This window comes from Alicyclobacillus pomorum DSM 14955 (genome assembly GCF_000472905.1).
GTDB classification, from domain to species: Bacteria; Bacillota; Bacilli; order Alicyclobacillales; family Alicyclobacillaceae; genus Alicyclobacillus_A; species Alicyclobacillus_A pomorum.
Genome location: NZ_AXAR01000001.1, coordinates 210,411 through 236,410, shown reverse-complemented (window position 1 = coordinate 236,410; position 26,000 = coordinate 210,411). Strand labels below are relative to the sequence as shown.

The 26,000-nt window shown below is 55.7% G+C and carries 26 protein-coding genes and 1 riboswitch; of the genes, 11 read left to right on the top strand and 15 right to left on the bottom strand.

Going from position 1 to position 26,000, the window contains the following annotated elements:
* Positions 1-110: 110 nt before the first annotated feature.
* The 4 genes from YWK_RS0101085 to YWK_RS0101070 all read right to left on the bottom strand — a co-directional run bounded on the left by YWK_RS0101085 (position 111) and on the right by YWK_RS0101070 (position 4,756).
* Entirely contained in the window at positions 111-1,622 is a 1,512-nt protein-coding gene (locus tag YWK_RS0101085) for a carboxypeptidase M32 (RefSeq protein WP_026963326.1), read from the bottom strand.
* Positions 1,623-1,692: 70 nt separating this feature from the next.
* Complete coding sequence (locus YWK_RS17695; protein ID WP_169727114.1) at positions 1,693-2,775, bottom strand: phosphodiester glycosidase family protein; 1,083 nt, start codon at positions 2,773-2,775, stop codon at positions 1,693-1,695.
* Positions 2,776-3,008: 233 nt separating this feature from the next.
* Positions 3,009-3,860, bottom strand: coding sequence for a sulfurtransferase (locus YWK_RS17690; RefSeq protein ID WP_035465659.1), 852 nt, complete (start codon positions 3,858-3,860; stop codon positions 3,009-3,011).
* Positions 3,861-3,970: 110 nt separating this feature from the next.
* The gene (locus YWK_RS0101070) at positions 3,971-4,756 is read right to left on the bottom strand and encodes an SDR family NAD(P)-dependent oxidoreductase (RefSeq protein WP_026963325.1); all 786 of its coding nucleotides are present in this window, start codon (positions 4,754-4,756) and stop codon (positions 3,971-3,973) included.
* Positions 4,757-4,887: 131 nt separating this feature from the next.
* Between YWK_RS0101070 and YWK_RS0101065 the strand changes: the two genes are divergently transcribed.
* The 3 genes from YWK_RS0101065 (at position 4,888) to YWK_RS0101055 (ending at position 7,526) form a co-directional block, all read left to right on the top strand.
* On the top strand, positions 4,888-5,211 hold the full coding sequence (locus YWK_RS0101065) for a hypothetical protein (RefSeq protein WP_026963324.1): 324 nt from the start codon (positions 4,888-4,890) through the stop codon (positions 5,209-5,211).
* Between the two features lie 94 nt (positions 5,212-5,305).
* Entirely contained in the window at positions 5,306-6,883 is a 1,578-nt protein-coding gene (gene zwf / locus YWK_RS0101060) for a glucose-6-phosphate dehydrogenase (protein ID WP_084453408.1), read from the top strand.
* A 31-nt stretch (positions 6,884-6,914) separates the two neighbouring features.
* Positions 6,915-7,526, top strand: coding sequence for a cyclase family protein (locus YWK_RS0101055; protein ID WP_035465749.1), 612 nt, complete (start codon positions 6,915-6,917; stop codon positions 7,524-7,526).
* 2 nt (positions 7,527-7,528) lie between these two features.
* Here the strand turns inward: YWK_RS0101055 and YWK_RS0101050 are convergent, their stop codons facing one another.
* Positions 7,529-7,783 carry a hypothetical protein gene (locus YWK_RS0101050; RefSeq protein WP_026963321.1) on the bottom strand — a complete coding sequence of 85 codons (255 nt, stop codon included), beginning with the start codon at positions 7,781-7,783 and terminating at the stop codon, positions 7,529-7,531.
* A complete protein-coding gene (gene gnd / locus YWK_RS0101045; protein ID WP_026963320.1) occupies positions 7,780-8,676 on the bottom strand; it encodes a phosphogluconate dehydrogenase (NAD(+)-dependent, decarboxylating) in 897 nt (298 codons plus the stop codon). The genes YWK_RS0101050 and gnd overlap by 4 nt, the downstream gene beginning before the upstream one ends.
* Positions 8,677-8,729: 53 nt before the next feature.
* Between gnd and YWK_RS17685 the strand changes: the two genes are divergently transcribed.
* Positions 8,730-9,401, top strand: a complete 672-nt coding sequence (locus YWK_RS17685; protein WP_084453370.1) for an HAD family hydrolase — start codon at positions 8,730-8,732, stop codon at positions 9,399-9,401.
* Positions 9,402-9,579: 178 nt separating this feature from the next.
* On the top strand, positions 9,580-10,695 hold the full coding sequence (gene mnmA / locus YWK_RS0101035) for a tRNA 2-thiouridine(34) synthase MnmA (RefSeq protein ID WP_026963319.1): 1,116 nt from the start codon (positions 9,580-9,582) through the stop codon (positions 10,693-10,695).
* Between the two features lie 97 nt (positions 10,696-10,792).
* On the opposite strand, the gene YWK_RS22600 is transcribed toward mnmA, so the two are convergent.
* Positions 10,793-10,924 (bottom strand): hypothetical protein, encoded by a 132-nt coding sequence (locus YWK_RS22600; RefSeq protein ID WP_281172214.1) that lies wholly within the window; start codon positions 10,922-10,924, stop codon positions 10,793-10,795.
* A 248-nt stretch (positions 10,925-11,172) separates the two neighbouring features.
* Between YWK_RS22600 and YWK_RS17680 the strand changes: the two genes are divergently transcribed.
* Genes YWK_RS17680 through YWK_RS0101015 form a run of 3 tightly spaced genes read left to right on the top strand, consistent with a single transcriptional unit; the run spans position 11,173 to position 13,601 of the window.
* Positions 11,173-12,105, top strand: coding sequence for a LysR family transcriptional regulator (locus YWK_RS17680; protein ID WP_051374845.1), 933 nt, complete (start codon positions 11,173-11,175; stop codon positions 12,103-12,105).
* Positions 12,090-12,734, top strand: a complete 645-nt coding sequence (locus YWK_RS20680; RefSeq protein WP_026963318.1) for a TetR/AcrR family transcriptional regulator — start codon at positions 12,090-12,092, stop codon at positions 12,732-12,734. The genes YWK_RS17680 and YWK_RS20680 overlap by 16 nt, the downstream gene beginning before the upstream one ends.
* 21 nt (positions 12,735-12,755) lie before the next feature.
* Complete coding sequence (locus YWK_RS0101015) at positions 12,756-13,601, top strand: SDR family oxidoreductase (protein ID WP_026963317.1); 846 nt, start codon at positions 12,756-12,758, stop codon at positions 13,599-13,601.
* Positions 13,602-13,666: 65 nt separating this feature from the next.
* Here YWK_RS0101015 and tkt read toward each other — a convergent pair whose 3' ends face one another.
* The gene (tkt, locus tag YWK_RS0101010; protein WP_342664224.1) at positions 13,667-15,760 is read right to left on the bottom strand and encodes a transketolase; all 2,094 of its coding nucleotides are present in this window, start codon (positions 15,758-15,760) and stop codon (positions 13,667-13,669) included.
* Between the two features lie 92 nt (positions 15,761-15,852).
* Positions 15,853-16,887, bottom strand: coding sequence for a hypothetical protein (locus tag YWK_RS17670; protein WP_051374843.1), 1,035 nt, complete (start codon positions 16,885-16,887; stop codon positions 15,853-15,855).
* A gap of 68 nt (positions 16,888-16,955) precedes the next feature.
* Here YWK_RS17670 and YWK_RS0101000 point away from each other — a divergent pair, with 68 nt between their 5' ends.
* Complete coding sequence (locus tag YWK_RS0101000; RefSeq protein ID WP_026963315.1) at positions 16,956-17,135, top strand: small acid-soluble spore protein H; 180 nt, start codon at positions 16,956-16,958, stop codon at positions 17,133-17,135.
* A 244-nt stretch (positions 17,136-17,379) separates the two neighbouring features.
* Here YWK_RS0101000 and YWK_RS21730 read toward each other — a convergent pair whose 3' ends face one another.
* Positions 17,380-17,523, bottom strand: coding sequence for a hypothetical protein (locus YWK_RS21730; RefSeq protein ID WP_156908991.1), 144 nt, complete (start codon positions 17,521-17,523; stop codon positions 17,380-17,382).
* A 110-nt stretch (positions 17,524-17,633) separates the two neighbouring features.
* On the opposite strand from YWK_RS21730, the gene YWK_RS17665 reads away from it, so the two are divergent.
* On the top strand, positions 17,634-19,061 hold the full coding sequence (locus YWK_RS17665) for a recombinase family protein (RefSeq protein ID WP_051374841.1): 1,428 nt from the start codon (positions 17,634-17,636) through the stop codon (positions 19,059-19,061).
* Here the strand turns inward: YWK_RS17665 and YWK_RS21275 are convergent.
* From YWK_RS21275 to YWK_RS0100970, 4 genes are all read right to left on the bottom strand, one after another.
* A complete protein-coding gene (locus YWK_RS21275) occupies positions 18,967-19,455 on the bottom strand; it encodes a hypothetical protein (RefSeq protein WP_026963314.1) in 489 nt (162 codons plus the stop codon). The two genes, YWK_RS17665 and YWK_RS21275, sit on opposite strands and share 95 nt — an antisense overlap.
* Before the next feature lie 151 nt (positions 19,456-19,606).
* Entirely contained in the window at positions 19,607-20,068 is a 462-nt protein-coding gene (locus YWK_RS0100980) for a WXG100 family type VII secretion target (RefSeq protein ID WP_026963313.1), read from the bottom strand.
* Positions 20,069-20,447: 379 nt separating this feature from the next.
* A complete protein-coding gene (locus YWK_RS0100975) occupies positions 20,448-22,862 on the bottom strand; it encodes an ATP-binding cassette domain-containing protein (protein ID WP_051374839.1) in 2,415 nt (804 codons plus the stop codon).
* Positions 22,859-23,425, bottom strand: a complete 567-nt coding sequence (locus tag YWK_RS0100970) for an ECF transporter S component (RefSeq protein WP_026963311.1) — start codon at positions 23,423-23,425, stop codon at positions 22,859-22,861. Before YWK_RS0100970 ends, YWK_RS0100975 begins: the two co-directional genes overlap by 4 nt.
* 106 nt (positions 23,426-23,531) lie before the next feature.
* Positions 23,532-23,635: riboswitch (TPP riboswitch) on the bottom strand.
* A 98-nt stretch (positions 23,636-23,733) separates the two neighbouring features.
* On the opposite strand from YWK_RS0100970, the gene YWK_RS0100965 reads away from it, so the two are divergent.
* A complete protein-coding gene (locus YWK_RS0100965; RefSeq protein WP_026963310.1) occupies positions 23,734-24,621 on the top strand; it encodes a 5'-3' exonuclease in 888 nt (295 codons plus the stop codon).
* Between the two features lie 51 nt (positions 24,622-24,672).
* Here the strand turns inward: YWK_RS0100965 and YWK_RS0100960 are convergent, their stop codons facing one another.
* On the bottom strand, positions 24,673-25,911 hold the full coding sequence (locus YWK_RS0100960; protein WP_026963309.1) for a cysteine desulfurase-like protein: 1,239 nt from the start codon (positions 25,909-25,911) through the stop codon (positions 24,673-24,675).
* Positions 25,912-26,000: the final 89 nt, after the last annotated feature.

The window sequence follows — 26,000 nt, the reverse complement described above, 5'->3', positions numbered from 1 at the left end:
TTACAAGGTGTCAAAAACGCTCGTCTCTGTGGAGACGAGCGTTTACCATCGCTTTCACCAATGCAAAATTCCAAGAAAGTTCGTCGCCATGTCATCGATGGCTGACCAAATTATCCCTGGTACAGCGGCAGATACTTCTCGTTCAAGTAGTCGACCAAGTAGCGGGAATCAATCTCCTCGCCCGTCACCGATTTGACAATCTCCCTTGGCGTCAGCATTTTCCCGTGGCGGTGGATGTTCTCCTTCAACCACTGGCGCACGTCCAGCACGTTGCCGCTGCGGATGCGCTCCCTGAAATCTGGCATCTCCTTGGCCAACGCATGGCGGAACTGCGCCGAGTAAATGTACCCCAGTGCGTAAGACGGGAAGTACCCAAACGAGCCGCCCGCCCAGTGCACATCCTGCAATACACCCTGACTGTCGGTTTCCGGAACAACCCCGAGGTATTCCTTCATCTTGCTTCGCCAGACTTCCGGCACATCTGCAACCTTCAGTTCTTCGTTGATGAGCGCCTTCTCCAGTTCGTATCGGATCATGATGTGCAGCGCGTACGTAACCTCATCTGCTTCAACGCGAATGAACGAAGGGTGGACGTCGTTGATGCCGCGGTAGAAGGCGTCCAAAGACACCTCGTGGAAGGAAGGAAACACGTTCTTCAGTTCATCGTAATGGGCTTCCCAGAACTCCCGCGAGCGGCCAATGATGTTCTCGAAGAACAGCGATTGCGATTCGTGAATCCCCATGGAAGCTCCCGTGCACAACGGCGTACCCATGAGATCTGTGGAAATCCCCTGCTCGTAGAGCGCATGCCCACATTCGTGGATGACGCCAAACAGTGCCGTGCGAACATCGCGTTCGTTGTAGTTCGTCGTCACGCGAACGTCAAATCGATTGATAGTGGTCTCAAACGGATGGACGGTCTCATCCAGACGGCCTGCGTCGAAGTCGTAACCCAGTTTTTCTAACATAGACAGCGCAAGTTGTCGCTGTTTGTCCTTCGGAAAGTATCCCAAGAACGGCCGCACATCTGGGCGAATCCCGGAATCGACAATCCGCTGAACGAGCGCCACCAGGTCGCCGCGCAGGTCGCCAAACAATTTGTCCAACTGCTTGACTGTCATGCCAGGTTCGTATTGATCTAACAACGTATCGTAGCGGTTGTCCTGGTACCCCCAGTAGCCGGCGAATTCAATGTTCATCGCCACAATCTTCTCAAGGTACGGTCGGAACAGCGCAAAGTTGTTGGTGTGCTTGGCGTCTTCCCATACCGATTCGGCCTGCGACGTCAGCATCACGTATTCCTTGTAGCGGTCAATGGGAATCTTCTTTGTGCGGTCAAACTGCTTTTTGACCTCGCGCACCGTCGCCTGCATCACCGGATCCAGCGTAGTGTACACTGCCGGATCGGTCAGCTGATTCAGGTATTCTTCCATTTGCGGCGATGTGTTGCGGGAAAAAACTTCCTCAGACAGTGTTCCAATCGCTTCTGCACGCAGCGGAACTCCCTTTTTCGGCGCCCCGGTGCGCAAGTCCCAGTACATTAAGGACAGTGCTTCCTCGTAGTGCAGAATCTGCTTCAAGTAGTCCCGAAACTGTGCCACTGTCTGTTCCGTGTTCGCCATATGCATCTCCCTTCCTCAACTCGGCTGGGCCAGCGCGAAAATGGCCGGGTTCAGTCCGCAACCGCGGTCCTTACGGGCCGTACGCGTCAGCCGCTTCGGCGGACGGAAAGACCAGCCATGCGTCTGGCAAGTGGCGCTGATGGTTCGGGTCTGTGGTCGACGGCGAGTTGACAATCTCTCCATCCTTATACAAAACGCTGGACGATCCCCCGTCCATCGCACACGCGTTCACCGCGCCCAACTTCAGCATCTCATCCTGCACTTGGCGTTGGCTGGCACCCATGCCCGATCCGCCTTTAAAACGGCCGTTGATGACGATGAAAATCACCGTACCATCCTTCCGTTGGCCGATGGCCGTGCGTGGGTCGTATCCCCAACCGCCCGTGCCGGACGTGATCATGGGCTTGCCGTCCACCACGAGCTCGGGGTGGAACTGCATGGCGTCGCGAACGCCCATTCGCTGGAGCTGGGCAACGCTGTACTGCCCCATCACCATCACGCCGTCTTTGGTAAAGCCCACCGTGGTCCAATCATTCGTGCCTTTGGGCCATTGTACCACCTGACCGCCAGTCATCACGAGGCCGACCGGGGTTCCACCCCACCCCGCGCCCTTCGGATCTTCGAATCCGCTGGCGTTTGTGCCTGCCAATGCGCCCGTGTGTTTGACCATGTCACTGATATACTCACCCATACCGTTGTGTACGTGGGCGGTCACCAGTCGAACAAGTTTCGGGTTGTGTACCAGCATGGCATAGCCGTTCCAGCCGTTGCCGGACAACGGGAGAACTTCTATCGGCGAAGATGGCGTGGTGTCTGACACTACGTGCACATAGCTCGGCACATTCGTGTTTTTGGGAGCCTGGTGTAACGCCGCCCACAACTGGCTGTACTCTGCTGGCGTGGTCAGAAAGTGTGCCAAGTACGCGTGGCGCGTTGTAATCACCGTTTCAGCAGCTGTCAAACGAATACTGCGTCCCCACGGCGTGGCGAAACCGGCGGTCACCAGCGCCGCAATGAGTACCGCCATCGTGAATATGCTTCCAAACACCCAGCGCAGTGCTCTCCTGCGCCTCTGCATTCTCCGTTGTTCACGTTTTCGTTTCCGCGACAAGGGCCTTGACACGGGTTCTGGCGTCGGAACAAAACCATTCACACTATCTACTCCTCTCGCTGTGCTATGAGACGTGTGAACAGGTCGGTACGTTACACTGGATGTGAACGCACCCCACATGATAACGTGAGATAGCGGTGTAGCGATTCGGTGTTCACCGGGAAAAAATATAGAATTTCCCAATCCACACATTCGCAAATCTCTGATGAAAATGAAAAGGATGACTCGCTTGTATTTCGCGAGTCATCCTCAAAATTCCTTGTTCTTGACGTACCTTACTGTTCGTTACGGTCTGTCCCTGCATCCCCAGTTTCAACCGGGTGATCCGGGTACGAGCACCAATCGCTCCAACTTCCTGGATAGAGTTTTGCACCGGACAAACCAGCCAGTTCCATGGCAAACAAGTTTGCGCAGGCCGTTACACCCGACCCGCAGTACATCACCACATCCGTGGGTCGACCGAGATTTTGAAATCGGCTCCGTTGGTGCTCGGGGGACTTCCACGTCCCGTCCTCATTCACACCGTCCGTCCACGGTCGGTTCACAGCGTGCGGGATGTGGCCAGCCACCGGATCAATAGGCTCCACGTCCCCGCGGTAGCGTTCTGGAGCCCGGGCATCCACCAACGTCGCCGCTCCCGGCTGATACACCATCTTCTCAATGTCAGCCATAGAGACAATCCAATCGCGGTGAATAGACAGCGGAAAGTCACCCGGGCGAGGCTGTGGAATGGTCGTATCCGTCGGCAGCCCTTGCGCAAGCCAAGCGCGATAGCCTCCATCGAGGATGACACAGTGTTCGTGACCGAGGTACCGGATCAGCCACCATGCGCGTGGCGCCATCCCTTCTCCATCGTCGTACACCACGACGCGGGCCGTTTTGGTCACACCCGCTGCGGACAATTTGTCGGCCAGCTGCTGTGAGTCCGGCAGTGGATGGCGACCGCCGTGTGCTTGTTTCGGTCCAGAGAGATCTTGCTCCAGGTCTAAGTAATACGCGCCCGGAATGTGCCCCGCCAGGTAGCGATTCCGTCCGTCGGTTGGATCTCCGAGGCGAAATCGGCAGTCAAACACGACAGTATCCGCATCGGATACCACAGCTGCCAGTTCGGATGCAGTGATTAACACACGCGCTCCCCTCCCATGGGTATGTCAGCGATTTGCAAAACGCGAGCAACATCAATGCGTGCTGAACCGCTCTAGCAGAATGTTGCAAAAACGCTCAAGTCGGTATCTGCTTAGCTGCGGCGAGCCACTTTCCCAGCGCCGGCCTGATCTACCGGTTTGACAATAATGGCGTCGATATTGACGTGCGCGGGCCGTGTTGCAACAAACAGGACACAGTCCGCAATGTCTTCCGCAGTCAGCGGGGTCATGCCAGCGTAAACCTCATTTGCCTTTGCTTCGTCTCCGTGGTAGCGAACGATGGAAAACTCCGTCTCCACCATACCTGGATCAATGGTCGTGACGCGGATAGGCTTGCCCAGCAATTCCTGACGAAGCGCTTCTGTAATCGCGCGAACAGCAAATTTGGTGGCACAGTATACGGATCCTCCCGCGTAGGCTTCGCGCCCTGCAATGGAGCCAAGGTTAATGACGTGCCCACTGCCAGCCTTCAACATATGCGGCAAGGCAAGTCGCGTGACGCGTAGCAACCCCATCACGTTGGTTTCCATCATCTCGCGCCAGTCTTCCTCGTCCTTATCGTCCGCATCAGCGATGTGCGTCACCCCACGAGCAAGCCCCGCATTGTTGACCAAGACGTGGATGTGCCCGAGTTCACGCACCACTTCCTCAATGAAGTGCTGACTCGAGTTCGGAGACGTGACGTCCAACGCTTGGATGAACGGACGCTGTCCGGTACGTTGTTGCAGTTCCTCCGCCAGCTGTTCCAGCTTCTGCGTTCGCCGAGCACCGAGCGCGAGTCGAAATCCTGCTTCCGCCAGCGCCACTGCGGTGGCTGCCCCAATTCCTGAACTAGCCCCTGTGATGACTGCCGTCTTGCCGTGTCCGTTGAAACTCATCTACATCGCCTCCTTCACGGTGGACGCTAGGCACCTGCCTCGTGTCACACCCGCCTTGCTTACATACAATGTACCACGGCCGACCCACACGAGTGGAATCCTGTGAAATCCATGGAAGGGTGGATGGAAGCATGCCTTGTCCCGAAGTGTCCACGGGCTTCGTAGAACTGCCCGGCGAAAACTACCACCGAATTCAGCAAGCGGCTGACGCCGGTCGCAACTTGTGGAGACTCAGTCCGGTTCGAACCGCGCAAGAGGTGGGTACACGCAATCTGGGGTTCCGCCCGGACGACGTCTACACCTTCGTCGAACAATACTTTGACCCCGGGTCCGGTCTGCAACACGCCGTTGTTCGCGTCCGTCATCGTACCTGCACGTACTTGGTGGAGCTGTATCAGCCCGAGCGTCAAGGTCCGAAAGGAATCTGGGTGGTCCAGCAAGTCACGGAGCTGTAGCCTCTGATATCTTGGCTCAAGGTGGTACAATGTCGGCAGAAGTGGTTACAATACAGTGGAAACGGACCTTTGCAAAGGGTGAATTGTAGTGACAATGACATGGACCAACGTATCAGAAGTGAGCGGGGCGGCCACGGACTCCCGTCAGGCCCCGCCACATACGTTTATTTTGTTTGGTGCGACCGGAGACTTGGCGCACCGCAAATTGTTTCCGGCACTGTACAGCCTGTTTGTGGACAAGCTGCTGCCGGACAATTTTGCTGTGATTGGCGTTGCGAGAACCGACTTTGACGACAATGCGTTTCGCCAAGAAGTGAAATCTGCTGTCGACAAGTTTTCTCGGACCAAGATGAACGAGAAGGCGTTCACCGAGTTCATACAACGTTTCTTCTATTCCAAACTGGACGCCACCAACCCAGAGGATTTCCAGAAGCTCAAACAGCGAGTGGAAGCGGTGGAACACCAATTCAGCCTGCCGGAGCAGCGCATTTTCTACCTGGCCATGGCGCCCAACTTCTTTGGACAAGTGGCGCTCAACTTGAAAGCATCCGGTTTAAGTGCAGCCAGTGGCTGGCGGCGGCTGATTATCGAAAAACCGTTCGGTCACGACCTTCAGTCCGCGAAGGTGCTGAACGACGAACTGCGCCAGGTGTTTGAAGAAGAGGAGATTTACCGCATTGACCATTACCTGGGTAAGGAAATGGTGCAGAATATTGAAGTCATCCGTTTTGCCAACTCGATTTTTGAACCGTTGTGGAACAACCGGGCGATTGCGAACGTCCAAATCACGTCCAGTGAAACGGTGGGTGTTGAGGACCGGGCATCGTACTACGAAAAATCCGGTGCACTGAGGGACATGGTGCAGAACCACATGTTGCAAATGGTCATGATGGTGGCGATGGAGCCCCCGAGCCGCCTGAAAATGGAGGCCATTCGCGACGAAAAAGTAAAAGTGTTACGGTCCTTGCGCCGCTATACACCGGACGAAGTCGCACAACATGTCATTCGCGGACAATACGACGCGGGTCAGATTAATGGCAAGCCTGTCAAAGCGTACCGCGATGAACCCAACGTATCGCCTTCCTCCACGACGGAGACGTTCGTGGCAGCGCGCTTGTACATTGACAACTTCCGCTGGGCAGGCGTGCCCTTTTACATTCGCACCGGCAAGCACATGGCGGCGAAAGCCACAGAAATCGTCGTTCAGTTTCGCGACATGCCGAAAAACCTGTACTTTAACCGGGACGGAACACTCGGGCCAAACCTGTTGGTCATCCGCGTGAATCCGCAAGAAGGCATGTACCTCCAGCTCAATGCCAAAAAGCCTGGCACGGATGAAACGGTGGTTCCCGTCATGATGGAGTTCAGTCAATCCTTGAAAAATTCTCCAGAAGCGTATGAGCGTCTGTTGTACGACGCCATGGACGGCGACTCCACGTTCTTCACCCGGTGGGACGAAGTCTCCCTCGCGTGGAAGTTTGTCGATCCGATTGCCGACGCGTTCCGCTCCGACTCTTTGCCTTTGCATCACTACGCCGCAGGCACCTGGGGACCTCGCGCGTCAGACCAACTGCTGATGCAAGACGGGTTCTCATGGTGGCCTGTGTATGGGCAAAAACTGCCCGCCAACGTCAAGGCAGAGCACACATTTGGGCAAAGTCTCGAGAGGTGATCTTGTGAAAAAACGCATTTACGACGTATCCATGCCGATTTACGAAGGCATGCCTGTGTACAAGAACAAACCGGAAAAACAGCCGTCATTTCAAATCACCAGCAACTTTGACACCGGGTCCGTCCGTGAGACCCGGGTTTGCCTCGACGTGCACTGTGGCACGCACGTCGACGCTCCGTTGCATATGGTGAAAGACGGCCCCACCATCGAAACGGTGGGGCTGAACGAACTGGTTCGCGAGTGTAAAGTGCTGGACCTCACATCCGTCACGGATGGGATTACCGAGTCAGATCTGGCGAACCTGCCTATTGCCGAAGGGGATTTTCTTCTATTCAAAACCAAAAATTCGTGGGATACAGCGTTCAATCCGGAGTTTATCTACTTGAAGGAGGACGGCGCCAAGTACCTCGCCGAGAAAAAAGTGGCCGGCGTCGGCATCGACGGGCTCGGTATCGAGCGAAGCCAGCCCGGGCATCCCACGCACAAAGCGTTGTTTGCTGCGCAGGCCGTGATTATCGAGGGGTTGCGCCTAGCTGAAGTGCCAGTCGGTACATACCTGATGGTAGCTGCCCCGCTCGCCCTTCAAGGGCTGGACGCTGCACCTGCCCGCGTCATCCTGATTGCCGAAGAGACCGGCCAGTAAGGTCACCGACGCCTCAGTTCATCGTCGATTTTCTGCTCAATCTCCTCATCGGACAAGTCGAACTCGCGCGCCATTCTGCGTGCGAGTTCTCTTTGTTCGTAGTAGTACCGTCGCAACTGCTCGCGGCGCTGTTCAGGAGGAGTTCGGTCCCAACGACTGTTCCGTATCCACCGGAACAGTCCGTAACTGACGGCGCTGGTGAGAATCAGCATCAACAGCGCCGTCAGAGGACTTCCAAAGCCAAATCCAATAATCATTTTTTCTCAACCGCGTGCCCACCGAATTCGTTGCGCAGCGCCGCGACGACTTTCCCCGTAAACGTGTCGTCTTCCAATGAGCGATAACGCATCATCAAAGAGAGCGCAATGACCGGAGCAGCCACCTGCAGATCCAATGCTTCCTCCACGGTCCACTTACCTTCTCCGGACGAATGCATCACGCCTTTGATGGCATCCAACTTGGGATCCTTGGAAAACGCGCGCTCGGTCAACTCCATCAGCCAGCCGCGGATCACGGAGCCGTTGGACCAAACTCGCGCGAGTTTTTCGTAATCGTAAACATACCGGCTCTTGTCGAGCACTTCGAATCCTTCGCCAATGGCAGCCATCATACCGTACTCAATGCCGTTGTGCACCATCTTGGCGTAATGCCCGCTTCCCGAAGGTCCGGTGTAGAGGTATCCGTTTGGAACTGCAGTGTCGCGAAAGAGCGGTTCAATCACGGGGAATACGTCCTTGTCTCCGCCAATCATGTAGCATGCACCGTGACGCGCTCCTTCAATCCCCCCGGACGTGCCTACATCAAAGTAGTGCAGGCCCTTCTTTTGCAGCATTTCCGCTCGCCGCACACTGTCCTTGTAATAGGAGTTCCCGGCCTCAATGATAATGTCCCCTTTGGCCAACAGTGGTACCAGCGTGTCCAACAAATCGTCGATGATTTTCCCTTGCGGCACCATCAGCCAGACAATGCGAGGCGTGGGCAGCGAATGTACCATCTCTTCGATGGAATGCATTCCCTGTCCGCCATCCTCGGCAAAGCGTTTCACTGCATCTTCATTTACATCGTACGCTGCCACCTGATGACCATGGTCCATCATGTTCAGTCCCAAGTGATAGCCCATCTTACCAAGGCCAATCAATCCAATTTTCATCTGTCATCTCCACCCTTTTTGCTTCACCTGGAATCAGACTTTATACTGGTTCCATGGCGACTATTATATTCGATTTAGACGGGACACTCATTGATTCCTCGAAACTTGTTTTACCCGCTTACAGAGAAGCGATTCAACACGTGGCCAGCGTCCCCGTGCCGTCCGAAGAAACGATGAAGCAGACATTTGGCATGCCGGACAGGCAAATCTGGGTAACGCTGATGCCGGACGCCACTCCAGAACAGCGAATGGCCGCGCTGACATACACCGAACACCTCGTTGCAAAAAACATCTTCCAAGAGGACATCCTGCTCCCACACGCCCGCGAAGTGCTGAGTGAACTGCACCGTCGCGGTCATGTGCTGACCGTGGCCAGCAACTGCGGCACACAGTATCTGGATGCCGTGCTGGACGGCCAGCGAATCCGTAAATTTTTTACGGCTCCCCTCTGCCTGGGAAGCGTGAACGGCCGCAAAAAGGCCGACATATTGGAGCGGCACTTCCAACGCTTTGCAAAAGAAAACGCAGTGATGGTCGGTGACCGACAATCAGACGTTGAAGCCGCCGCGGCTCACGGAATCCCCTGCATCGGGTGCGACTTCGTCGGATTCGGCAAGGCGGAGGAACTGCAAGGCGCAGTCCACATCATCAGATCTCTGCCGGAACTGCTTGAACTGTTCCCTGAAGGTACGTCGACCTTGTTGCTCCCACGTGATTCAGGTTAGGTTCCCTCGAATTGCAGAAGAAACTCGCCCACTTGCTGACCTGGCCATTTCTTATTGTAGCGTTTTTCTACCCGTTCGTGGACGGCAACAGACAAGGAGCCCTTCCATCACTTGACTCCTCGGGCGACTCGGGACACACTATGAGTACGCCCGTACGCAGGGCGCGGAGGTGAACAACATGACGAAGCCGCCAGAGCAGACCAAGGTCGTGGTCGGCATGTCCGGCGGTGTGGATTCGTCTGTCACTGCGTTGCTGCTGAAGCAACAGGGGTACGACGTCATCGGGGTATTTATGAAGAACTGGGATGACACGGACGAATTCGGTCACTGCACAGCGACAGACGACTTCGAAGACGTGCGCAAGGTCTGTGATCATATCGGCATTCCATACTACAGTGTCAATTTTGAGCGCGAGTACATGGACCGCGTGTTCAAATATTTTCTTGAGGAATACCAGCGAGGGCGAACACCGAATCCGGACGTGTTGTGTAACCGCGAAATCAAATTTAAGGAATTGCTGCACTGTGCCATTGACCTCGGTGCCGACTACCTGGCAACCGGACACTACGCACAGGTGCGCAACGTGGACGGAAGGGTGGATCTCCTTCGCGGGGCAGATCCGAACAAGGACCAGACGTACTTTCTGTACATGGTGGGCCAGGAGGCGCTGCAGAAAACCATGTTCCCGATTGGCCATCTGCCAAAGCCCAAAGTGCGCGAAATCGCGGCGGAAGCAGGGTTGCCAACCGCCAAGAAGAAGGACAGCACAGGGATTTGCTTCATTGGTGAAAAAAACTTTCGGGAGTTTCTCAGCCACTACCTGCCTGCACAAGACGGAGAAATCCGCACTTTGGACGGAGAGTACAAGGGCACGCACCATGGGCTGATGTACTACACCATCGGGCAACGCCAAGGACTCGGAATTGGTGGCTCCGGTACTGGCGAACCATGGTTCGTCGTCGGAAAGGACCTCGAGAACAATGTGCTATTGGTGGCACAGGGGCATAATCACCCAAAATTGTTCGCCAAGGCGTTGCTCGCTACAGATATGCACTGGGTGCGCGGGGAGGCTCCCGCGCGTACGTTCACATGTACCGCGAAGATCCGCTATCGGCAGCCGGATCAGAAAGCCACGGTGTACATGGAAGATGACGTGTGCCGCGTGGTCTTTGATCAGCCACAGCGGGCCATCACTCCGGGACAGTCAGTTGTCTTCTACGACGGCGACGTCTGTTTGGGTGGCGCGACCATCGATAAAGCCATTGAGGTGGAAGGCGATGCGTTGCTCGCATGAAATCACCCAAGTAAAAGGCGCAGATCCGCATCGGATCTACGCCTTTTTCCGCTTAGAGGTTTGCACGGCCCCATGGACCTCCCTTGTCCAGCTCCACCTACCACTGGGTTTCGTTCTCACGCTCCCACGCGTCTGTGCAATGTTCACAAAGCGCGTTCAATCGCTCTTCGACGCGGTACAGTGGATCTCCGCAGATAGAGCAGTGCTGATGTTCCACCTTCTCTGGCATGCATGTCACCTCCTATTGACTGGCACGTTTCACAAGATGCTAATATTGGTGTCATTATAAGCGGCGGGAAATACTTCGGCAATATAAATTCTGATAATTCATAAACTTTTCACACGATTCCCACGCCTGTTTCTACCGAAATGGGCTGTCCCATCCGTGGCGTGCACCTTGCGACCTGCTCCAAGTTGAATCGCGATTTTGCCGAATGCTATAATTTCCTAAATTGCTGGCGCAAGTGAGGAGTTTTTGTGGACACCAAAGATATCGCGCTGTTTTTGGCCATCGCGCGCCTGGGTTCCATATCCAGGACAGCAGAACAACTATTTATGTCACAATCGACCGTCACCACGCGCTTGCAACGACTCGAACGGACGCTTGGTTACGAACTGTTTGTGCGCACGGCGAACGGCGTCCAACTCACCGCCGCCGGTCAGCGGTTCTTACCGTTGGCTGAACACATGGTGTCGTTGGAACAACAAATGCTGCATCCGGACCAGACAGAAACACCCACATTACGCATTATGTCCGGGCGCGCCTTCGTTTCGGTAGACGTTCCGCAGTGCTTGCTCCGAATCTCCAAACACATGACCGTCCACCTGAAGGTCAGAATGGGCTTGTACGACGATATGGTCAACGCGCTGCTAGCACACCAGGTGGACTTTTGTTTTCTCGGCGAACCCATATACCATCCGCACGTGAAGCTGGTGGAATTTCTGCCGGATGCGATTGACTTGGTCGTTCCGCTGAAACACCACTTGGTTTACAACTTTCCGGGTGTCCGCGCGCTCGCCAACGAACCATTTGTTGCATTTGGGCGCTCGTCATCTCCGTTCCGGAAACGCGTCATGAAGCTGTTGGCTGAGTCCAACGTGTTTCCTACCATTCGCGCGGAGCTAGACAGTATTGACGGCATCAAGGCGATGGTGAGCCATGGCCTCGGCGTGTCGTTCTTGCCGCGCCGCACACTCGGAGACGCTGCGTTCAAACAAATTTCGGTGATTCCTATGTCGGATCCCGCGTGGACACGCCCGACGTTTATTGCTTATCCGGACGCGTTAGACGGACAACCACTGACCCAGAAAGTGCTTTCACTGATTGCGGACTATTACAAGGAACTCGCGAAATCGAAACAACCGAAAACGCTCAAGGACGGTGAGGCACCCGGATGCGACAACCCATGACGAAAGAACAGCGGCGGGCCCACATTCTGCGCGTGGCGAAGGCGTTGTTTCAAGAACGCGGCTATGATCACATCACCATCGCAGATGTCATCAAAGAGAGCAACGTCGCTCGCGGTACATTCTACCTCCACTTCTCTTCCTTGGAGGACTTGCTGTCCTGTCTGTTTGACGAAGTGGTATCAGAAACCTGGAAACGTATCGCCCCCATTCTGGAAGAAGTGGAAGACGTAGAAGCATGTACCATAGAAGTGGTGCATGCTGTTTTTCGCATGTTTGACAACGACGATGAATCGATGATCAGTGTCTTCTTTTCCGGCGGCGGCGAAGCGTTTTTGCGCAAACGGGAAGAAGCCCTGTACTCCAAGCTGGGCGGTTTGCTTGTGCAGGCGTTGGAACGGCGCCGCACCAAGCTGTACGGCCAAGCCCGCCCCCTTGACCTGCCCAAAGTCGAATGGACGGTGGCGATGTTGATCTCGCTGGTTGCAAACATGACCCACTACGCAGCCAATCACATCGCAGCGGAGGATAGGAAGGCGTTTGAAGACAGCCTCATTCGCTTTGTCGTTGCCGGCACCAAGGAGCATCTCGGGCCATTGTTGAGGGAGAGCGAAGAAATCCGGAAACAATAATCTGGGAATGGGAGGATGGACATGACGAAGCCGCAATGGGTCTTGATCACAGGTGCCACAAGCGGCATCGGCTTGGCAACCGCGGTGCTGTTTGCCTTGGAAGGCTACCAGGTGATTGCGACTGGGAGGTCGGAAGAAAAACTGCAAAAAGTACAGCAAGCGGCGGAACGAGGAAACGTAACCATCCGCCAGGTGGTGGCAGACGTGAGCGACGAGGCCTCGATTGCCAAATTGCGAGACGAAGTCTTGGCGTTAACCAATGGCTACGGCGTGGATGTACTCGTCAACAACGCGGGATACGCGGAAGGCGGTGCCATGGCGGAAATTCCGATTGAGCGGTTGCGCAGACAGTTCGAGACCAACGTCATTGGTCTCGTCGCTGTGACACAGGCGTTTTTGCCAGAGATGCAGAAGCGGAGCCATGGGAAAATCGTGAACATCTCATCGGTCGTCGGAAAGGTGACCGTCCCGTTGATGGGTGCCTATACGGCCAGCAAACACGCTGTCGAATCCATCTCGGACGCCATGCGCATGGAGTTACGTCCATTTGGCATCGATGTCATCACGGTGGCCCCCGGTAGCATCCAAACCAACTTCGGCAACACCTTGGTGCAATCCATTGCAGAGTGGGTGTCCCCGGACTCTCACTATAAGGCCGCGTACGAGAAGTTCCGAAAGGACCGCGCGTCCGACCGCGGAGCAAAACCGATTGTCATCGCCAAAGCCGTGCTACAGGCTGTGAAGTCTCCGTCGCCAAAACCACGGTACGCCGTCCCGTTTGACTCCAAGGTGATGCCCGTGGTGAAAGGCATTTTACCCACCCGCGCGGTGGACAAAATCATTCGCAAAGTGACCATGGGACGTTGAACGCAAATCCCATCATCAAGAAAGGCGTGCCCCCTGTGGGTGGCACGCCTCATTTGATCCGTCTGTTATTGCCCGTTCAACACGGACTGGGCAATGGACAGCACATTTTCCAAGGTAAATCCGTACTTTTCCACCACAATGTCCCCAGGTGCCGAAGCGCCAAACCTATCGATGCCGAACACGCGGCCCTGACTACCGACATATTTGTACCAGGGCATCGGATGCGCCATCTCAATGGCCAGGCGTTTGGTGACGTGGGATGGCAGCACGCTTTCCTTGTACGCTTCATCCTGTTCATCGAACACATCGAGGCACGGCATGCTCACGACTCTCACTGCGACGCCCCGTGCCGCAAGTTGTTTACCCGCAGCAAGCGTCCACTGCACTTCCGAACCACTGGCCATGAGGATCAACTGGTCGCCATTTCCATGCTGATACAACACATATCCACCGCGCTCGAAACCTGCACGGTTGGCCTTGACCTCGTCCAGTGTCGGCACTTTCTGCCGCGTGAGTGCAAGCGCCACGGGTGCATCCCGATGCTCCAACGCATAGCGGATCGCGAGGCCTGTCTCAGTGGCGTCCGCTGGGCGGAATACCTTGAACCCAGGGATCAACCGGAGTGCAGCCAGTTGCTCGATAGGCTCGTGCGTCGGTCCATCTTCACCAACGGCGATGCTGTCGTGCGTGAAAATGTGAATGACCGGTTGCTTCATCAACGCGGACAACCGCAACGCCGGCCGCAAGTAGTCGCTGAACACCAGGAACGTACCAGCAAACGGTATGATGCCACCGTGCAAGGCCATTCCGTTGAGGATTGCGCCCATCGCGTGTTCGCGCACTCCGTAGAAGAAGTTCCTTCCTTCGTACGAACCCGCTTTAAAGTGGCCAAGGTCCTTCATCAATGTCTTGTTCGATCCGGACAAGTCCGCGGACCCGCCCACCAAATGCGGAATATGTGGTGCAATCGCGTTGACAATTTTGCCAAACGCGTCGCGTGTCGCCACGGCACCTTCAAACGACGGCAGCGCAGCGTCCCAATCGACGCGAACCTTTCCGTGCAGCGCATCGTCGAACTTCTGCGCCTCTTCCGGGAACGCCTGGCCGTACTGCTTCAGCTTGGCCTCCCAGTCTGCCTCCAATTGTGCACCGCGCTTCGCAATCACCTTGAAACGCTCGCGCACCTCATCCGGCACGTAAAACGGATCATGATTCCAGCCGTACGTCGCCTTTGCTTTCTGTGCTTCGTCAGCACCGAGCGGACTACCATGCGCAGCCGCCGTACCCTGCTTCGTCGGCGCCCCGTATCCAATGATGGTCTTGACCTCAATCATCGTCGGCTTGTCAGTGACGCGGCGCGCTTGTTCGATGGCTGCGTAAATTTCCTCCAGATTGTTGCCATCTTCTACCCGCAGTACGTTCCATCCGCAAGCGCGGAACCGGGCTGCCACGTCTTCGGTAGACGACCATTCCAACGGCCCGTCCAACGAAATGTCGTTCGAATCGTACAGCACGATGAGCTTGTTCAGTTTCAGGTGCCCAGCCAGCGCAACGGCTTCGTACGCAACACCTTCCATTAAATCGCCATCGCCGCACAGCACGTACGTGTAGTGATCCATCAGGTCGTAGCCCGGTCGATTGAAGGTTGCGGCCAGAAAACGCTCCGCCATGGCCATGCCGACCGCCATCGAGATCCCCTGTCCGAGCGGACCGGTCGTGGCATCCACACCGGCTGTGTGACCGAACTCGGGATGTCCAGGCGTTTTCGATCCCCATTGTCTAAATTGCTTCAAGTCGTCAATGGACAGATCATACCCTGACAGATGCAGCAGACTGTACAACAGTGCAGACCCGTGCCCTGCCGAAAGGACAAACCGGTCGCGGTTCGCCCAGGAAGGGTTCTTTGGATTCACATTGAGGAACTTCGACCACAACACGTAGGCCATGGGTGCTGCTCCCATGGGCAACCCTGGATGGCCAGAGTTCGCCTGTTCCACTTGATCGATGGACAACGCACGCAAGGCGTTGACAGACAATTGATCCACTGTGTCAAATTTCATTCTCTTCACCCCTTGCAACCACTTTGATTGCTGTCTGTATGATAGCACTCTTATCCGCGTGCATCCAAAACCAACTGCATCGAAATGCAGTTGGTCCATCGTACACATCTTTTCCAAAACCGTCTCATCCGTTGCACAGGAAACGTAGATGGGCCCCATCAGTTCCATCGACGAACCTGCCGCGACGGATGCTACATCAGTACAATGGCGACAACCGTGGCGACAGCCAGGCCCGCCATGACCGGAATGAAGTTTCGCCGGGTCAATGCCTCTGGACTACATCCGGTCACGCCAGACACATCCAGGACGCCCCATGGCACCAGGGTACCGCCGCCGCTCCACACGGAACCCATCTGCCCCAGCGCAGCGAGTACCGCAATATTGGCACCAACCGGCGTTCCAAGCGCCTGTGCCAAAGTACCGACCAGCACCAACCCAGAAAACCCGGATCCATCCAGTCCTGCAATGATACCCACCAGGACGACAATGATGGCCACGGGAATGACCGACAACGGCACGTGGGCAGCAAGCGCTTTCCCGAGATCGAACAAATATCCTGGTGCACCCTGGCCGAGAATCTGCGGGGACACTTCCGGAGATCCCATGAAGAAAAATCCTGCTATCGGAATCACCGGCGCAAAGATGTTAATGGAAAACGTGAATCCTTCCTGCAATTTTTTCATCACCGCTTCGTACGCCTTCATCCGGTATTCCAAGAACGCGATGACGATGAACAACAGTAGGCTGGCGCCGCCAACCAAGGCCGTCGCGTCATCTCCCTTCAGCCCAATGGTCACGGTGGTCGCAATCGTTGCCAGAAAAGTGAGCGGTACAACGACGGCGGCAAACTTCGCAGCAGCCCCAAAATCCGTTCGCAGAGAGGCGGTTGAGGTAGACTTCGCGACGATACGCCCCTTTTTCATGTCTCGTCGTAGCATCCAAAAGGAGAGCAGAGTGCTGACGAGGCCGGTGGCAATCACCAGCGGGATGCTCGCCTTCAAAATGGCCAATACGCCGACCCCGGCAGCAGAACCTGTCAACTTGGGCGCCCCTTGAATGACAAAGTCCCCAGACAAAGCAATGCCGTGCCCAAACAAGTTCATGGTGGCCGCAATCCCGATAATGGGCAGACCGGCCCGAAGCGCGATGGGGATCATCATCGGCCCGACAATCATGGTCATGATGGTGATGAAAACATACCAGCGAATTAGAACCGGTTTTTGCATACTGTCTGTATCAGCCGGGGCAGACTCAACGATGTATACCATGAGAAAAAACGGAGGTCATGAACACGATGAACGCACAACGCGCACAAGAAATTGCTGCTTCCCCGGTGATGGCGAACGTAACTTACAACGGAACTCCGGTTTACATTCAACGTGTGAATGAGCAAAACAAAACCGCGCGGATTTATCCACTGGATCAGCCGCAAAACGAGCAGGAGGTCCCGCTGAGCAGCCTACAAGAACAGTAACATCGTCCTGTGTATGCGTATGGTTTCTACGCGTATTTCGCCCTGACAGCTTCTTTCCCGGACTAGCTCTGGCAATTCAAACGAACCCAACGCCCAACCAAACACACCTCCCTTCCCACTCCATCAGATTGCCAGAGCTCGGGAGAAGGTCGACGCTGTCGGCCTTCTCTTGTTGTGTTCGATGCATGAGACATGCCACGTGCATCCATCCTCGATGACACACGGACCACGGTACCGCCTGGCGTTAGTCCTTCGACTCGGGCTGATTAGACTCTTCCTTGTTCGCCTGCTCTTGGAGATGCCGTTTCCATATGCGGTAAGAGAGCATGAGGATGCGCCGAGCGTGTTCGGGGGTAAAATCCCCCACTGTACTCACTTTGACTTCCATCTCCATCCCCCCACGCTAGGCTATGACCGGTCCGCTTGGTCACTTTCTATCCACTTCGTGGCGTCACATTCGAACAAACCCGCTACCGTAAACTAGAACGAGGTGATTGTATGCGGGTGGCCATCTACACGCGAGTCAGCTCAGAGGAACAGGCGCTGGAAGGATACTCCCTTGACGCGCAGCTGCATCGGCTTCGCGCATATTGTACGAGTCAGGGATGGACGGTTGCGGACGTGTACACGGACGAGGGCATTTCGGCTAAGGATATGGAACGCCCGGAACTGCAACGAATGCTCGCAGATATCCGAGACAACAAGGTCGACGTCGTGTTGGTTTACAAACTGGACCGTCTGACGCGTTCTGTTCGCGACTTGTATGAAATGTTACACATGTTTGAGCAGGCGGGCGTGGGGTTTAAAAGCGCCACAGAAGTGTTCGACACCACGACGGCGATGGGGCGACTTTTTATCACCATCGTCGGAGCCCTCGCGCAGTGGGAACGGGAAACCATCGGGGAGCGCGTCCATCTCGGCCAGGCACAAATGGTGCGGGAAGGAAAGTACTTCGGCCATACGCCTCCTTATGGGTATGCACTGCGTGACGGCATGTTGTTTGTGCATCCAACCGAGGCATACGTGGTTCGCACCCTATTTGATTTGTACCTCGCAGGAAACGGAATCAGCCGGATTGTCAAGTATTTCAATACTCCGGAGAATCATGTGCCCCGACCTCGCAACGGGGGTGCGTGGTCTATGAAGGTTGTCCATCACATGCTCAAAAACCCGATCTACTGCGGTTACGTCCGATATGGAAACAAATCCAAGACGCCAAACCAAGAGATGGTCATTGCGAACAGCGCCCATGAGCCCATCATCTCGGAGGAAACATTCAACCGTGCGCAACAACTTATGAAGCAACGCCGTCGCGTCCCTCCCCGCAGTGGAACGGGGATTCATCCCCTGGTCGGAGTCCTACGCTGCGGCATGTGTGGAGGCCCGATGATTGGGCGTACCGCGCATGCCAGACTCGATGGTCGCGCCAACGACTACTATGGTTACATGTGCAACGCACGCCGCCAAAAGAGAACTTGCAATATGAAGATGTGGAAACGCGAAGTCCTGGAATCCCACGTGGTGGAGGCATTACAGCGGATTGCCGCGGACAAGCTCGAATCGACAGAGGTAGAAATACCCGACAAAGACGAACTTCGTGTCGTACGAGCCGTACAGCAGGCGTTGCAGAACCTTCGTGTGCGAAGAAAAAAATGGATGGATGCGTTCAATGCGGATAACATCACGGCTCAGGACCTTGGTGAACAACTTCGTGTGATTACGGAAGAGCAAACTATACTGGAATCGCACTTGAAGCGTCTTTCGGAATCGCGTTCCGACAGTCCAGTGACGTTCGAACAAATGCGTGATTTTCAACAAACCTGGCAGATTGCTACCCCCATAGAACGCAAGGAATTGATCCGCTATGTCGTGGACACCATCTGGGTGTATCCTGACGGCAACGTTCGGATTCACATCCGCGCGTAGTCGTTTTCATCACCCTCATCGTCGCCGGTGTCGGCCACACGAACGCCGACACCACCCCTTTTATCAAACCCGTTCCCCAAAATGCAACACCTGGACCGCGAAAGACGTTTCGGAACGGTCTCAAGATCAATTGATCCGCACCGATGTGCTCAAGCAATCGCAGCAACGCAATCATAATGGCGATGATGATGATAATCCCTAGCAGCACCTGAGCGCTGATGAGGGATGCCTTGTACAGCGTCTGGACGGCTTTCAGAAAGCTCCCTGTATACACCCACCCCATTGCAAACGTTCCTAAAACGCACAGCGGAATCACGCCACGCCGCATCGCCATGCCGGCAATGACCAGCAACACAACCAATAAATAAATCCAATGGGACAGCGTCAGCGCCATGCACTGGACCTCCTCCACAGTCTAGGCTGAAAAGCTTGCAGCAACATATGGGATAGTGGGCTGATGGGTGACTGTGAAGAGATTCCGGAGTGACCATACGACTACAGCCGATGTACCAAGTGCAGAAGTAGAAAGGGAGCCAATCCCCGTATTATCGAGGCCGGCTCCCTTCGGTTAATGCACCTGAAATTCGTGTTGTCAATCCCATGGATGAACCCGCTTGTTTAGTGCCAGTCCAATTTCTCCTCCAAGATGATAATCTGCCTTGCGGGTCCAAGGTGGCGACACTTGCCGAAATCCTATCTGCCTCTTGCCGTAGCGCGCGAGCCTTGTCTCGCAATGCGTTGATTTCTTCCGCCCTATCTGCCAGCCACTTTAGCACGCTGGAGGCCTCGCGCAAGGCGTTTGTGGTTCGACGGAAGGCAGTCACTTGTTTCTGGAACGCCTGCACACACGCAGAGGCCCCATCGCCCATCCATGCGTCTGCGCCGCCGCTGACAGCACCAGCGACCAGGTTATCCATGCGGTAGATTTCCTGGTCAATCGAATCACCAGCTGCATCCATGGCCGCAGCGCCACTGCGCAACCGCCATGGATTCTTTGCCTCGAGCACGGCACATGCCTCCCATCGTCGTGACATGGTATGGATGGGCCATGTAGTCACCAAGATATCATGACATGCCCTCGTAACACGAAAAAGATTCCAAAGCGTATATGTATACAACACATAGACGGGTGCGAAATTCATTCCGCCCCGTATCAAAGTCCGTTTACACATATGTATGATTTTTGCGAATATTACCAAATCCGTTCACAAGTCCGTGGCTTGTGGGGGTGGTTTCTCAAAAATTTCATGGAGCGTCTCTTCCATCCACGGTGTTTACAGACAGAAAGAGACGCTCCATGCATTGTTGAATCGGTCTGGTGTTGGCGTTGCTCGCATGAGTTCCACGTTCAACGCTATCAAACGAATGGGACCCGACAGAAGCGCACTATTTCAACACAAGGATGAGTGCCAGAGCTACCCCTGGGACGGCAACCACGTACACCCAGTCCCACCAATGAATGCGAATGTCGCGGTAGAACGTTCGCCCCTGTGCAGAATTCGCGGCCGCTCCGACAAACCCGCGCGCCTCCATCGCGGTGGCGACGCGCTCGCTCATTCGAATGGCCTGCGTCAATAGCGGCAGCGCATACGTGACCGGACGCATCCAAGGCCAACGCGCGTCTTTGCCCCGCAACTGCCTCGCCTGTCTCAGCTTTGTCCACTCGCTCTGAAACAAGGGCGCCAGTCGCAATCCAGCAAGAATGCCGTAAGCAAACTTGGGGGCAAGGCGAAAGTTTTGGCACACACCGACGATGAACGAAGTCATCTCAGTGCTGGCGACCAAGAGTACCCCCATTGCGACAGCCGCCAACATGCGAAATGCCAGGACGACGCCGTTCATGAGTCCAGGCAGACTGATGTGGTACCAGAGGACATGCAGTGATTTTGCACCCGGCGGAACCGCTGAAAAGGCGGCAAACGACCAAATGTATAACACATAAAAGCCGAGGAATGGAGACAGACGTTTCAACACCTTCCATGGGCTCAGCCCTGGAACTACAAGCAGCAACAACACAGCCCAAACGAACAGCGCCAGGGTCTGTGGAAGTTCTCGCGCAGCAATCCCAACTAACACAGTGGCCACCACAGCGAGCATGGATAAGGGTGGATTCAGATACTTGGCAAGACCGCGCTGGCCACGAATGTTCACTGGTTGGTTGGATCCGCTGCTCCGCAGCTGCACTGGCTGCGGTTGCTGTTCCGGTGTGGAGTCTAGCGCTTCCACGTCAGCGAGCAAATGAGCCCGGCGCAAGACGTCCGGACGTTCGCATAGGTCGTCTGGCGAGCCGAAAAACGCGATGCCACCGTCACATAGCACAGCCACGTGGGTCGCGTAGGATCGCACGAGGTCCATGTCGTGCGTCGTGATGACGACGGTCTTGCCTTGGTCCTGCAGTTGCGCGAGTCTCTCGAGAATGGCCAACTGCGTGCGCGCGTCCTGACCAAACGTGGGTTCGTCCAACAGGTAGAGGTCGTGTTCTTCACGAACCATGGCCGCCACGCTCAGGCGCCGCTTCTGCCCCTGGCTCAATGCAAATGGACTGTGATCTTCCAGTCCGGCGAGTCCGAACTCCTCCAGCAACCGAGACACCTGCGTTGGCAAGTCCCCCTGGACAACGCCGTTGGCCAACTCATCGCCAACCCGTTCGTAAATAAACTGATACTCTGGATTTTGAAAACAGAAGGAGAGTATCCGCTGCTTTTCCGTTGCCGACAAATCCTTGAGCGCTCGCCCAAACCATGTGACCTGCCCCGACGCGGGCTTTTGCAGCCCAGCCATTACCTGCAACAGAGACGACTTCCCTACGCCATTCGGTCCCACCACCGCGACGAACGCCCCGGTGGGAATCGTCAGGTCGACGTTGGACCAGATTGTGCGCTCGCCGTACTGCAGGGACAAGCCATGTAGAGATATGGCGGGTTTGTCGACTGGAACGGACCTCCCCCGCTGTCGTGGTTGCATCGGTTGATAAGCGGATTCCAGTGCAGAGCGGGTGCCCGTGACCAACCACGCAGGCTTGCCTTTCCACGCGGGAACCACACCAGCGTCAACCATCCACGTCCACTCCTCGGCGAGCACTTCACGGGTGGGTCCCACGCGGTGGACGGTGCCGTCCCGGTCGAAAAGGACCACGGTGTCCATGTGTGGGAGCAACGCATGGAACTTGTGTTCAATGACAATCAGCGTCTGCCCCTGCTCGTGCAGGCGCGCAATCTGCTCAAAGACCACCCGGGTGGAAAGCGGGTCCAAGTTCGCCGTCGGTTCGTCAAAGATCAGTAGTTTTGGCTTGAGTGCCAGCGCGGACGCCACCGCGAGTTTCTGTTTCATCCCACCCGAAAACGTCGCGTGCTGTGCGTCCATCGGCACGTCCAGATGCACAGTGTCCAGAGACGCACGGATCACGGAATGCATGTTCTCGCGGGGTACGCCAACATTTTCAAGCCCAAACGCCACTTCGTCGTCCACGTGAATCATGCAAAACTGCGCGTCCGGATCCTGGAATACGTAACCGATGCCGCCCGTGCTGCAGAGCGACGGATGGTAGTGTAATTCGCCCTTCACCTGTGCTTCGACGGACGAAGGAATGAGTCGCGCGCAGAGCATCGCCAACGTGCTCTTTCCGCAACCGCTCGGGCCAAGAAAGAGCACCGACTCCCCTTCCCGAACTTGAAAGGACACGTCGTGAATCACAGGCTTGCTCTGTTCCTCATATGCGATGGACACATCATCAAAGCGGATGAGGCTCTCCCGGGGTTGCATCGGGAGAGCCTTTCGTGTGAGTTGGCGCTGGTCAATCATTTGGACAACGCCCTCATTTGCTTGCCAATTTCAAAATTGCGGAGAACCCCGGTCCGGTACAGCGCGTCGTCAATCCACTTCGGCAACAAACCAGCGAGGATGGCGCCGCTGATGAGCGTGGTGATGATGTAGCCCAGCTGGTTGGTCAGCGAGAACTCGCCTCCCCCATACTGGAAGTACCACTGCAGGATGTTTCCAACACCACCAAAAGCGCCCGCGAACATCAGAACAGATGTGCTGTACCGCTTCCAACCGAACAGCAACAGACCGACTTCGGTGCCCCCGCCTTGAAGAAGGCCGGAGATCAATGCGTTTGCCCCGTACGGGCTTCCGAACGCCCACTCAAAGAGGGCGCTGACCGCACCTCCCAGAAAAGCCGCGCCTGGACGACGCACAATATAAGCGACCAACACAGACGCAATCCACCAAACACCGTTCATGAGTCCGAGGAGCCATGGAGACGCGCTCCCTGTCAACGTGGCCAGCCAATCCCATCCCATGTAAATAGCACCGCAGACAACTGACAAAATCACCGTGACCACAATGTCTCGCAACTTCCACATGCTATGATTCCCCCTTGGTTTCTGGCGCTCCACCAGCCACGACCAACGGTGTACGTAAAAAAGCCTCTGCGAATGCACTGGCGCATCACAGAGGCACACTGTCCGAATCAGGTCGGTGGCACTTCCTCCCGCTGGTATTACCCAGATCGAGTCTTAAAGGGTTAGCGATCCGCTCGCTTCTCAGCCGTCATGGCACCCCTAGCGCCGAACTATGCAATTGATGCCCTCAATGTACCACGATTTGCGAGCCATGTAAATCCACTGGGTTTGCTATAATGAAAGAACTGTCAACCAAAGGAGACGTTCTCGTGAAACAAGCGGATTTTCTAATTATGGATGGCTCATCTATCCTCGTTCGCGCATTTTTTGCAAGTGCCTACGGACGGCGTTTAATGCAATCGACGCAAGGCGTATACACCAATGCCGTGTTTGGATTCTTGAATATGATGATTGGCGCCCTGGAGCGCGTGAGGCCAAGGTACGCGTTTGTGGCGTGGGACGTCTCGCGGGATACGTTTCGCCGGGAGCTTTACTCCGACTACAAAGGCACGCGCGGAGAACTCCCGGACGAACTGCACCCCCAATTCACCACGACGCAAAACGTGCTTGAAGCCATTGGGATTCCCCAGCACTTCGACGAACGGTATGAAGCGGACGATATCATCGGCACACTCGCCCACCGCGCTTCCGACGAGGGACACCAGGTCCTCATTTTGACTGGTGACCGAGATGCCCTGCAGTTAGTGCGCGACAACGTCACCGTCGCCATCATGAAACGCGGCATCACAGAGGTGGACCTGTACACTCCAGACACACTCCGCGAGCAGTACGGACTCACACCGGCGCAATGGATTGACTTAAAGGGATTGATGGGCGACACCAGCGACAACATTCCAGGCGTGCCAGGCATCGGTGAAAAGACCGCGCTGAAGCTGCTCGCAGAATACAGCAGCGTGGAGCATCTCCTCGAAAACTGCCACACCGTGAAAGGAAAGTTGCGGGACAAGCTGGAGGCCCACCGAGACCTCGCCCTGCTCAGCAAGAAACTCGCCACCATTGTGACAGACGTACCCCTGTCACTGACCTTGGAAGACTGCAAACTGCAGTTACAGTTGAAGCGTGCTGCAGAGACGCTGCGCGAGCTGGAATTGCAGCGCTTCCTGGTTCCGCTCGAGCGCTTGCTGCAAATCGGATAGTCGAATCAAGATAAAAGATAAAGATCATAGTGAACACGCCGTGCCACGCTATCATGTTCGCGCCCGTACCACGTGCTCCATCGCCTCAATGAGCGTATCTACTTCATCGTCCGTGTTGTACGGCGCCAGACCCGCGCGAATCCAGCCGCCGGATGTGTTGATACCCAGCTTATCCGCAAGCGTGGTTGCATAGAAATCGCCATCTGCCACAAAGATGCCGTACTGTTCTACGAGCGCTTCACAGACTTGCCGAGGTGTCAGACCATCCACGCGGAAGGCGATGGTCGGCGTTTTTCGGTGCGGATGGGGAGCGGCATACACAGTGACCCCTGGCATGTCGCGCAGCGCTTGGCGCAACTTTCGTGCGAGAGCATCTTCGTGCTGTGCAATGGTGGTCATGGCGTTCACCAGTCTGTCTCGCAGCGTAGCCCCCGCCCCCAGAGAACCGATGAACCGGATGGCCGCGCCGACGCCAGCAATGCCTTCGTGATTTTGGGTTCCGGTTTCCAATTTTTCGGGGATATCAGTCGGTGCCGGACGCAACTTGTACACGTCCAGCTCCTCAAACAGCTCGCGGCGAATCACCGCGATGCCGACATGCGGACCAAAGAACTTGTACGCGGAACACAGCAGGATATCCGCGCCAAGTGCGTCCCGGTCAATCACCAGATGTGGTGCAGCGTGTACCGCGTCCACGGCAACCAACGCGCCCACTTCATGGGCTCTGGCGGCAATCCGCCGCACATCCGTAATGGTACCGACGCTGTTGGACGCCAGACCCACAGCCACCAGCTTCGTCCTTTCCGTGATGACGTCTTCGAGATGGTCCAAATCCAACGTCAACGTTTCCGTATTCACCGTGAGCCACTTGACCCCTGCGCCCCGGTCGCGGGCCGCGAGCAGCCAAGGGTCCACGTTGGCGCGGTGATCCAACTCGGACACCACGACCTCATCGCCCGCCTCCCAAGTGCGCGAAAGTGCTCGTGAAATGGCCAGGTTCAGCGTGGTCATGTTCGGTCCAAAGGCCACTTCGTCTGCGGCAGCGTTCAGGAACGCCGCAACGGTTGATTTTGTATCCGCAGTCATCTGCTCTGTCTCAACGCTGCTGGGGAACACGCCATGCAAGTTGGCTCCCCCGCGAGACATGTACTGCACCATGGCGTCCATCGCCGATTGGACCACCTGAGACCCACCCGGACCATCGAAATACACCACCTGCTGCCCCTTGTATGTACGGCGTAGAGCAGGGAATTGATCTCGAACACGCTCCACTTCAAACAACCTTGCCATCAGTAACCTCCTCCACTTCAGCGAGACGATGTTTCGGTGCATCGTGTTGTACTGAGTTTGGCGTCCCAGCACGGTTTCTCTGCTTACCG

Excerpts from the sequence above, each read along its gene's own strand:
- YWK_RS0101085 (WP_026963326.1), bottom strand. The coding sequence starts at position 1,622 with ATGGCGAACACGGAACAGACAGTGGCACAGTTTCGGGACTACTTGAAG.
- YWK_RS0101070 (WP_026963325.1), bottom strand. The coding sequence starts at position 4,756 with ATGAGTTTCAACGGACACGGCAAGACGGCAGTCATCACAGGGGCTAGT.
- YWK_RS0101065 (WP_026963324.1), top strand. The coding sequence starts at position 4,888 with ATGCCTTGTCCCGAAGTGTCCACGGGCTTCGTAGAACTGCCCGGCGAA.
- zwf (WP_084453408.1), top strand. The coding sequence starts at position 5,306 with ATGACATGGACCAACGTATCAGAAGTGAGCGGGGCGGCCACGGACTCC.
- YWK_RS0101055 (WP_035465749.1), top strand. The coding sequence starts at position 6,915 with ATGCCGATTTACGAAGGCATGCCTGTGTACAAGAACAAACCGGAAAAA.
- YWK_RS0101050 (WP_026963321.1), bottom strand. The coding sequence starts at position 7,783 with ATGATTATTGGATTTGGCTTTGGAAGTCCTCTGACGGCGCTGTTGATG.
- gnd (WP_026963320.1), bottom strand. The coding sequence starts at position 8,676 with ATGAAAATTGGATTGATTGGCCTTGGTAAGATGGGCTATCACTTGGGA.
- YWK_RS17685 (WP_084453370.1), top strand. The coding sequence starts at position 8,730 with ATGGCGACTATTATATTCGATTTAGACGGGACACTCATTGATTCCTCG.
- mnmA (WP_026963319.1), top strand. The coding sequence starts at position 9,580 with ATGACGAAGCCGCCAGAGCAGACCAAGGTCGTGGTCGGCATGTCCGGC.
- YWK_RS22600 (WP_281172214.1), bottom strand. The coding sequence starts at position 10,924 with ATGCCAGAGAAGGTGGAACATCAGCACTGCTCTATCTGCGGAGATCCA.
- YWK_RS20680 (WP_026963318.1), top strand. The coding sequence starts at position 12,090 with ATGCGACAACCCATGACGAAAGAACAGCGGCGGGCCCACATTCTGCGC.
- YWK_RS0101015 (WP_026963317.1), top strand. The coding sequence starts at position 12,756 with ATGACGAAGCCGCAATGGGTCTTGATCACAGGTGCCACAAGCGGCATC.
- tkt (WP_342664224.1), bottom strand. The coding sequence starts at position 15,760 with ATGGACCAACTGCATTTCGATGCAGTTGGTTTTGGATGCACGCGGATA.
- YWK_RS17670 (WP_051374843.1), bottom strand. The coding sequence starts at position 16,887 with ATGCAAAAACCGGTTCTAATTCGCTGGTATGTTTTCATCACCATCATG.
- YWK_RS0101000 (WP_026963315.1), top strand. The coding sequence starts at position 16,956 with ATGAACGCACAACGCGCACAAGAAATTGCTGCTTCCCCGGTGATGGCG.
- YWK_RS21730 (WP_156908991.1), bottom strand. The coding sequence starts at position 17,523 with ATGGAAGTCAAAGTGAGTACAGTGGGGGATTTTACCCCCGAACACGCT.
- YWK_RS17665 (WP_051374841.1), top strand. The coding sequence starts at position 17,634 with ATGCGGGTGGCCATCTACACGCGAGTCAGCTCAGAGGAACAGGCGCTG.
- YWK_RS21275 (WP_026963314.1), bottom strand. The coding sequence starts at position 19,455 with ATGGCGCTGACGCTGTCCCATTGGATTTATTTATTGGTTGTGTTGCTG.
- YWK_RS0100975 (WP_051374839.1), bottom strand. The coding sequence starts at position 22,862 with ATGATTGACCAGCGCCAACTCACACGAAAGGCTCTCCCGATGCAACCC.
- YWK_RS0100970 (WP_026963311.1), bottom strand. The coding sequence starts at position 23,425 with ATGTGGAAGTTGCGAGACATTGTGGTCACGGTGATTTTGTCAGTTGTC.
- YWK_RS0100960 (WP_026963309.1), bottom strand. The coding sequence starts at position 25,911 with ATGGCAAGGTTGTTTGAAGTGGAGCGTGTTCGAGATCAATTCCCTGCT.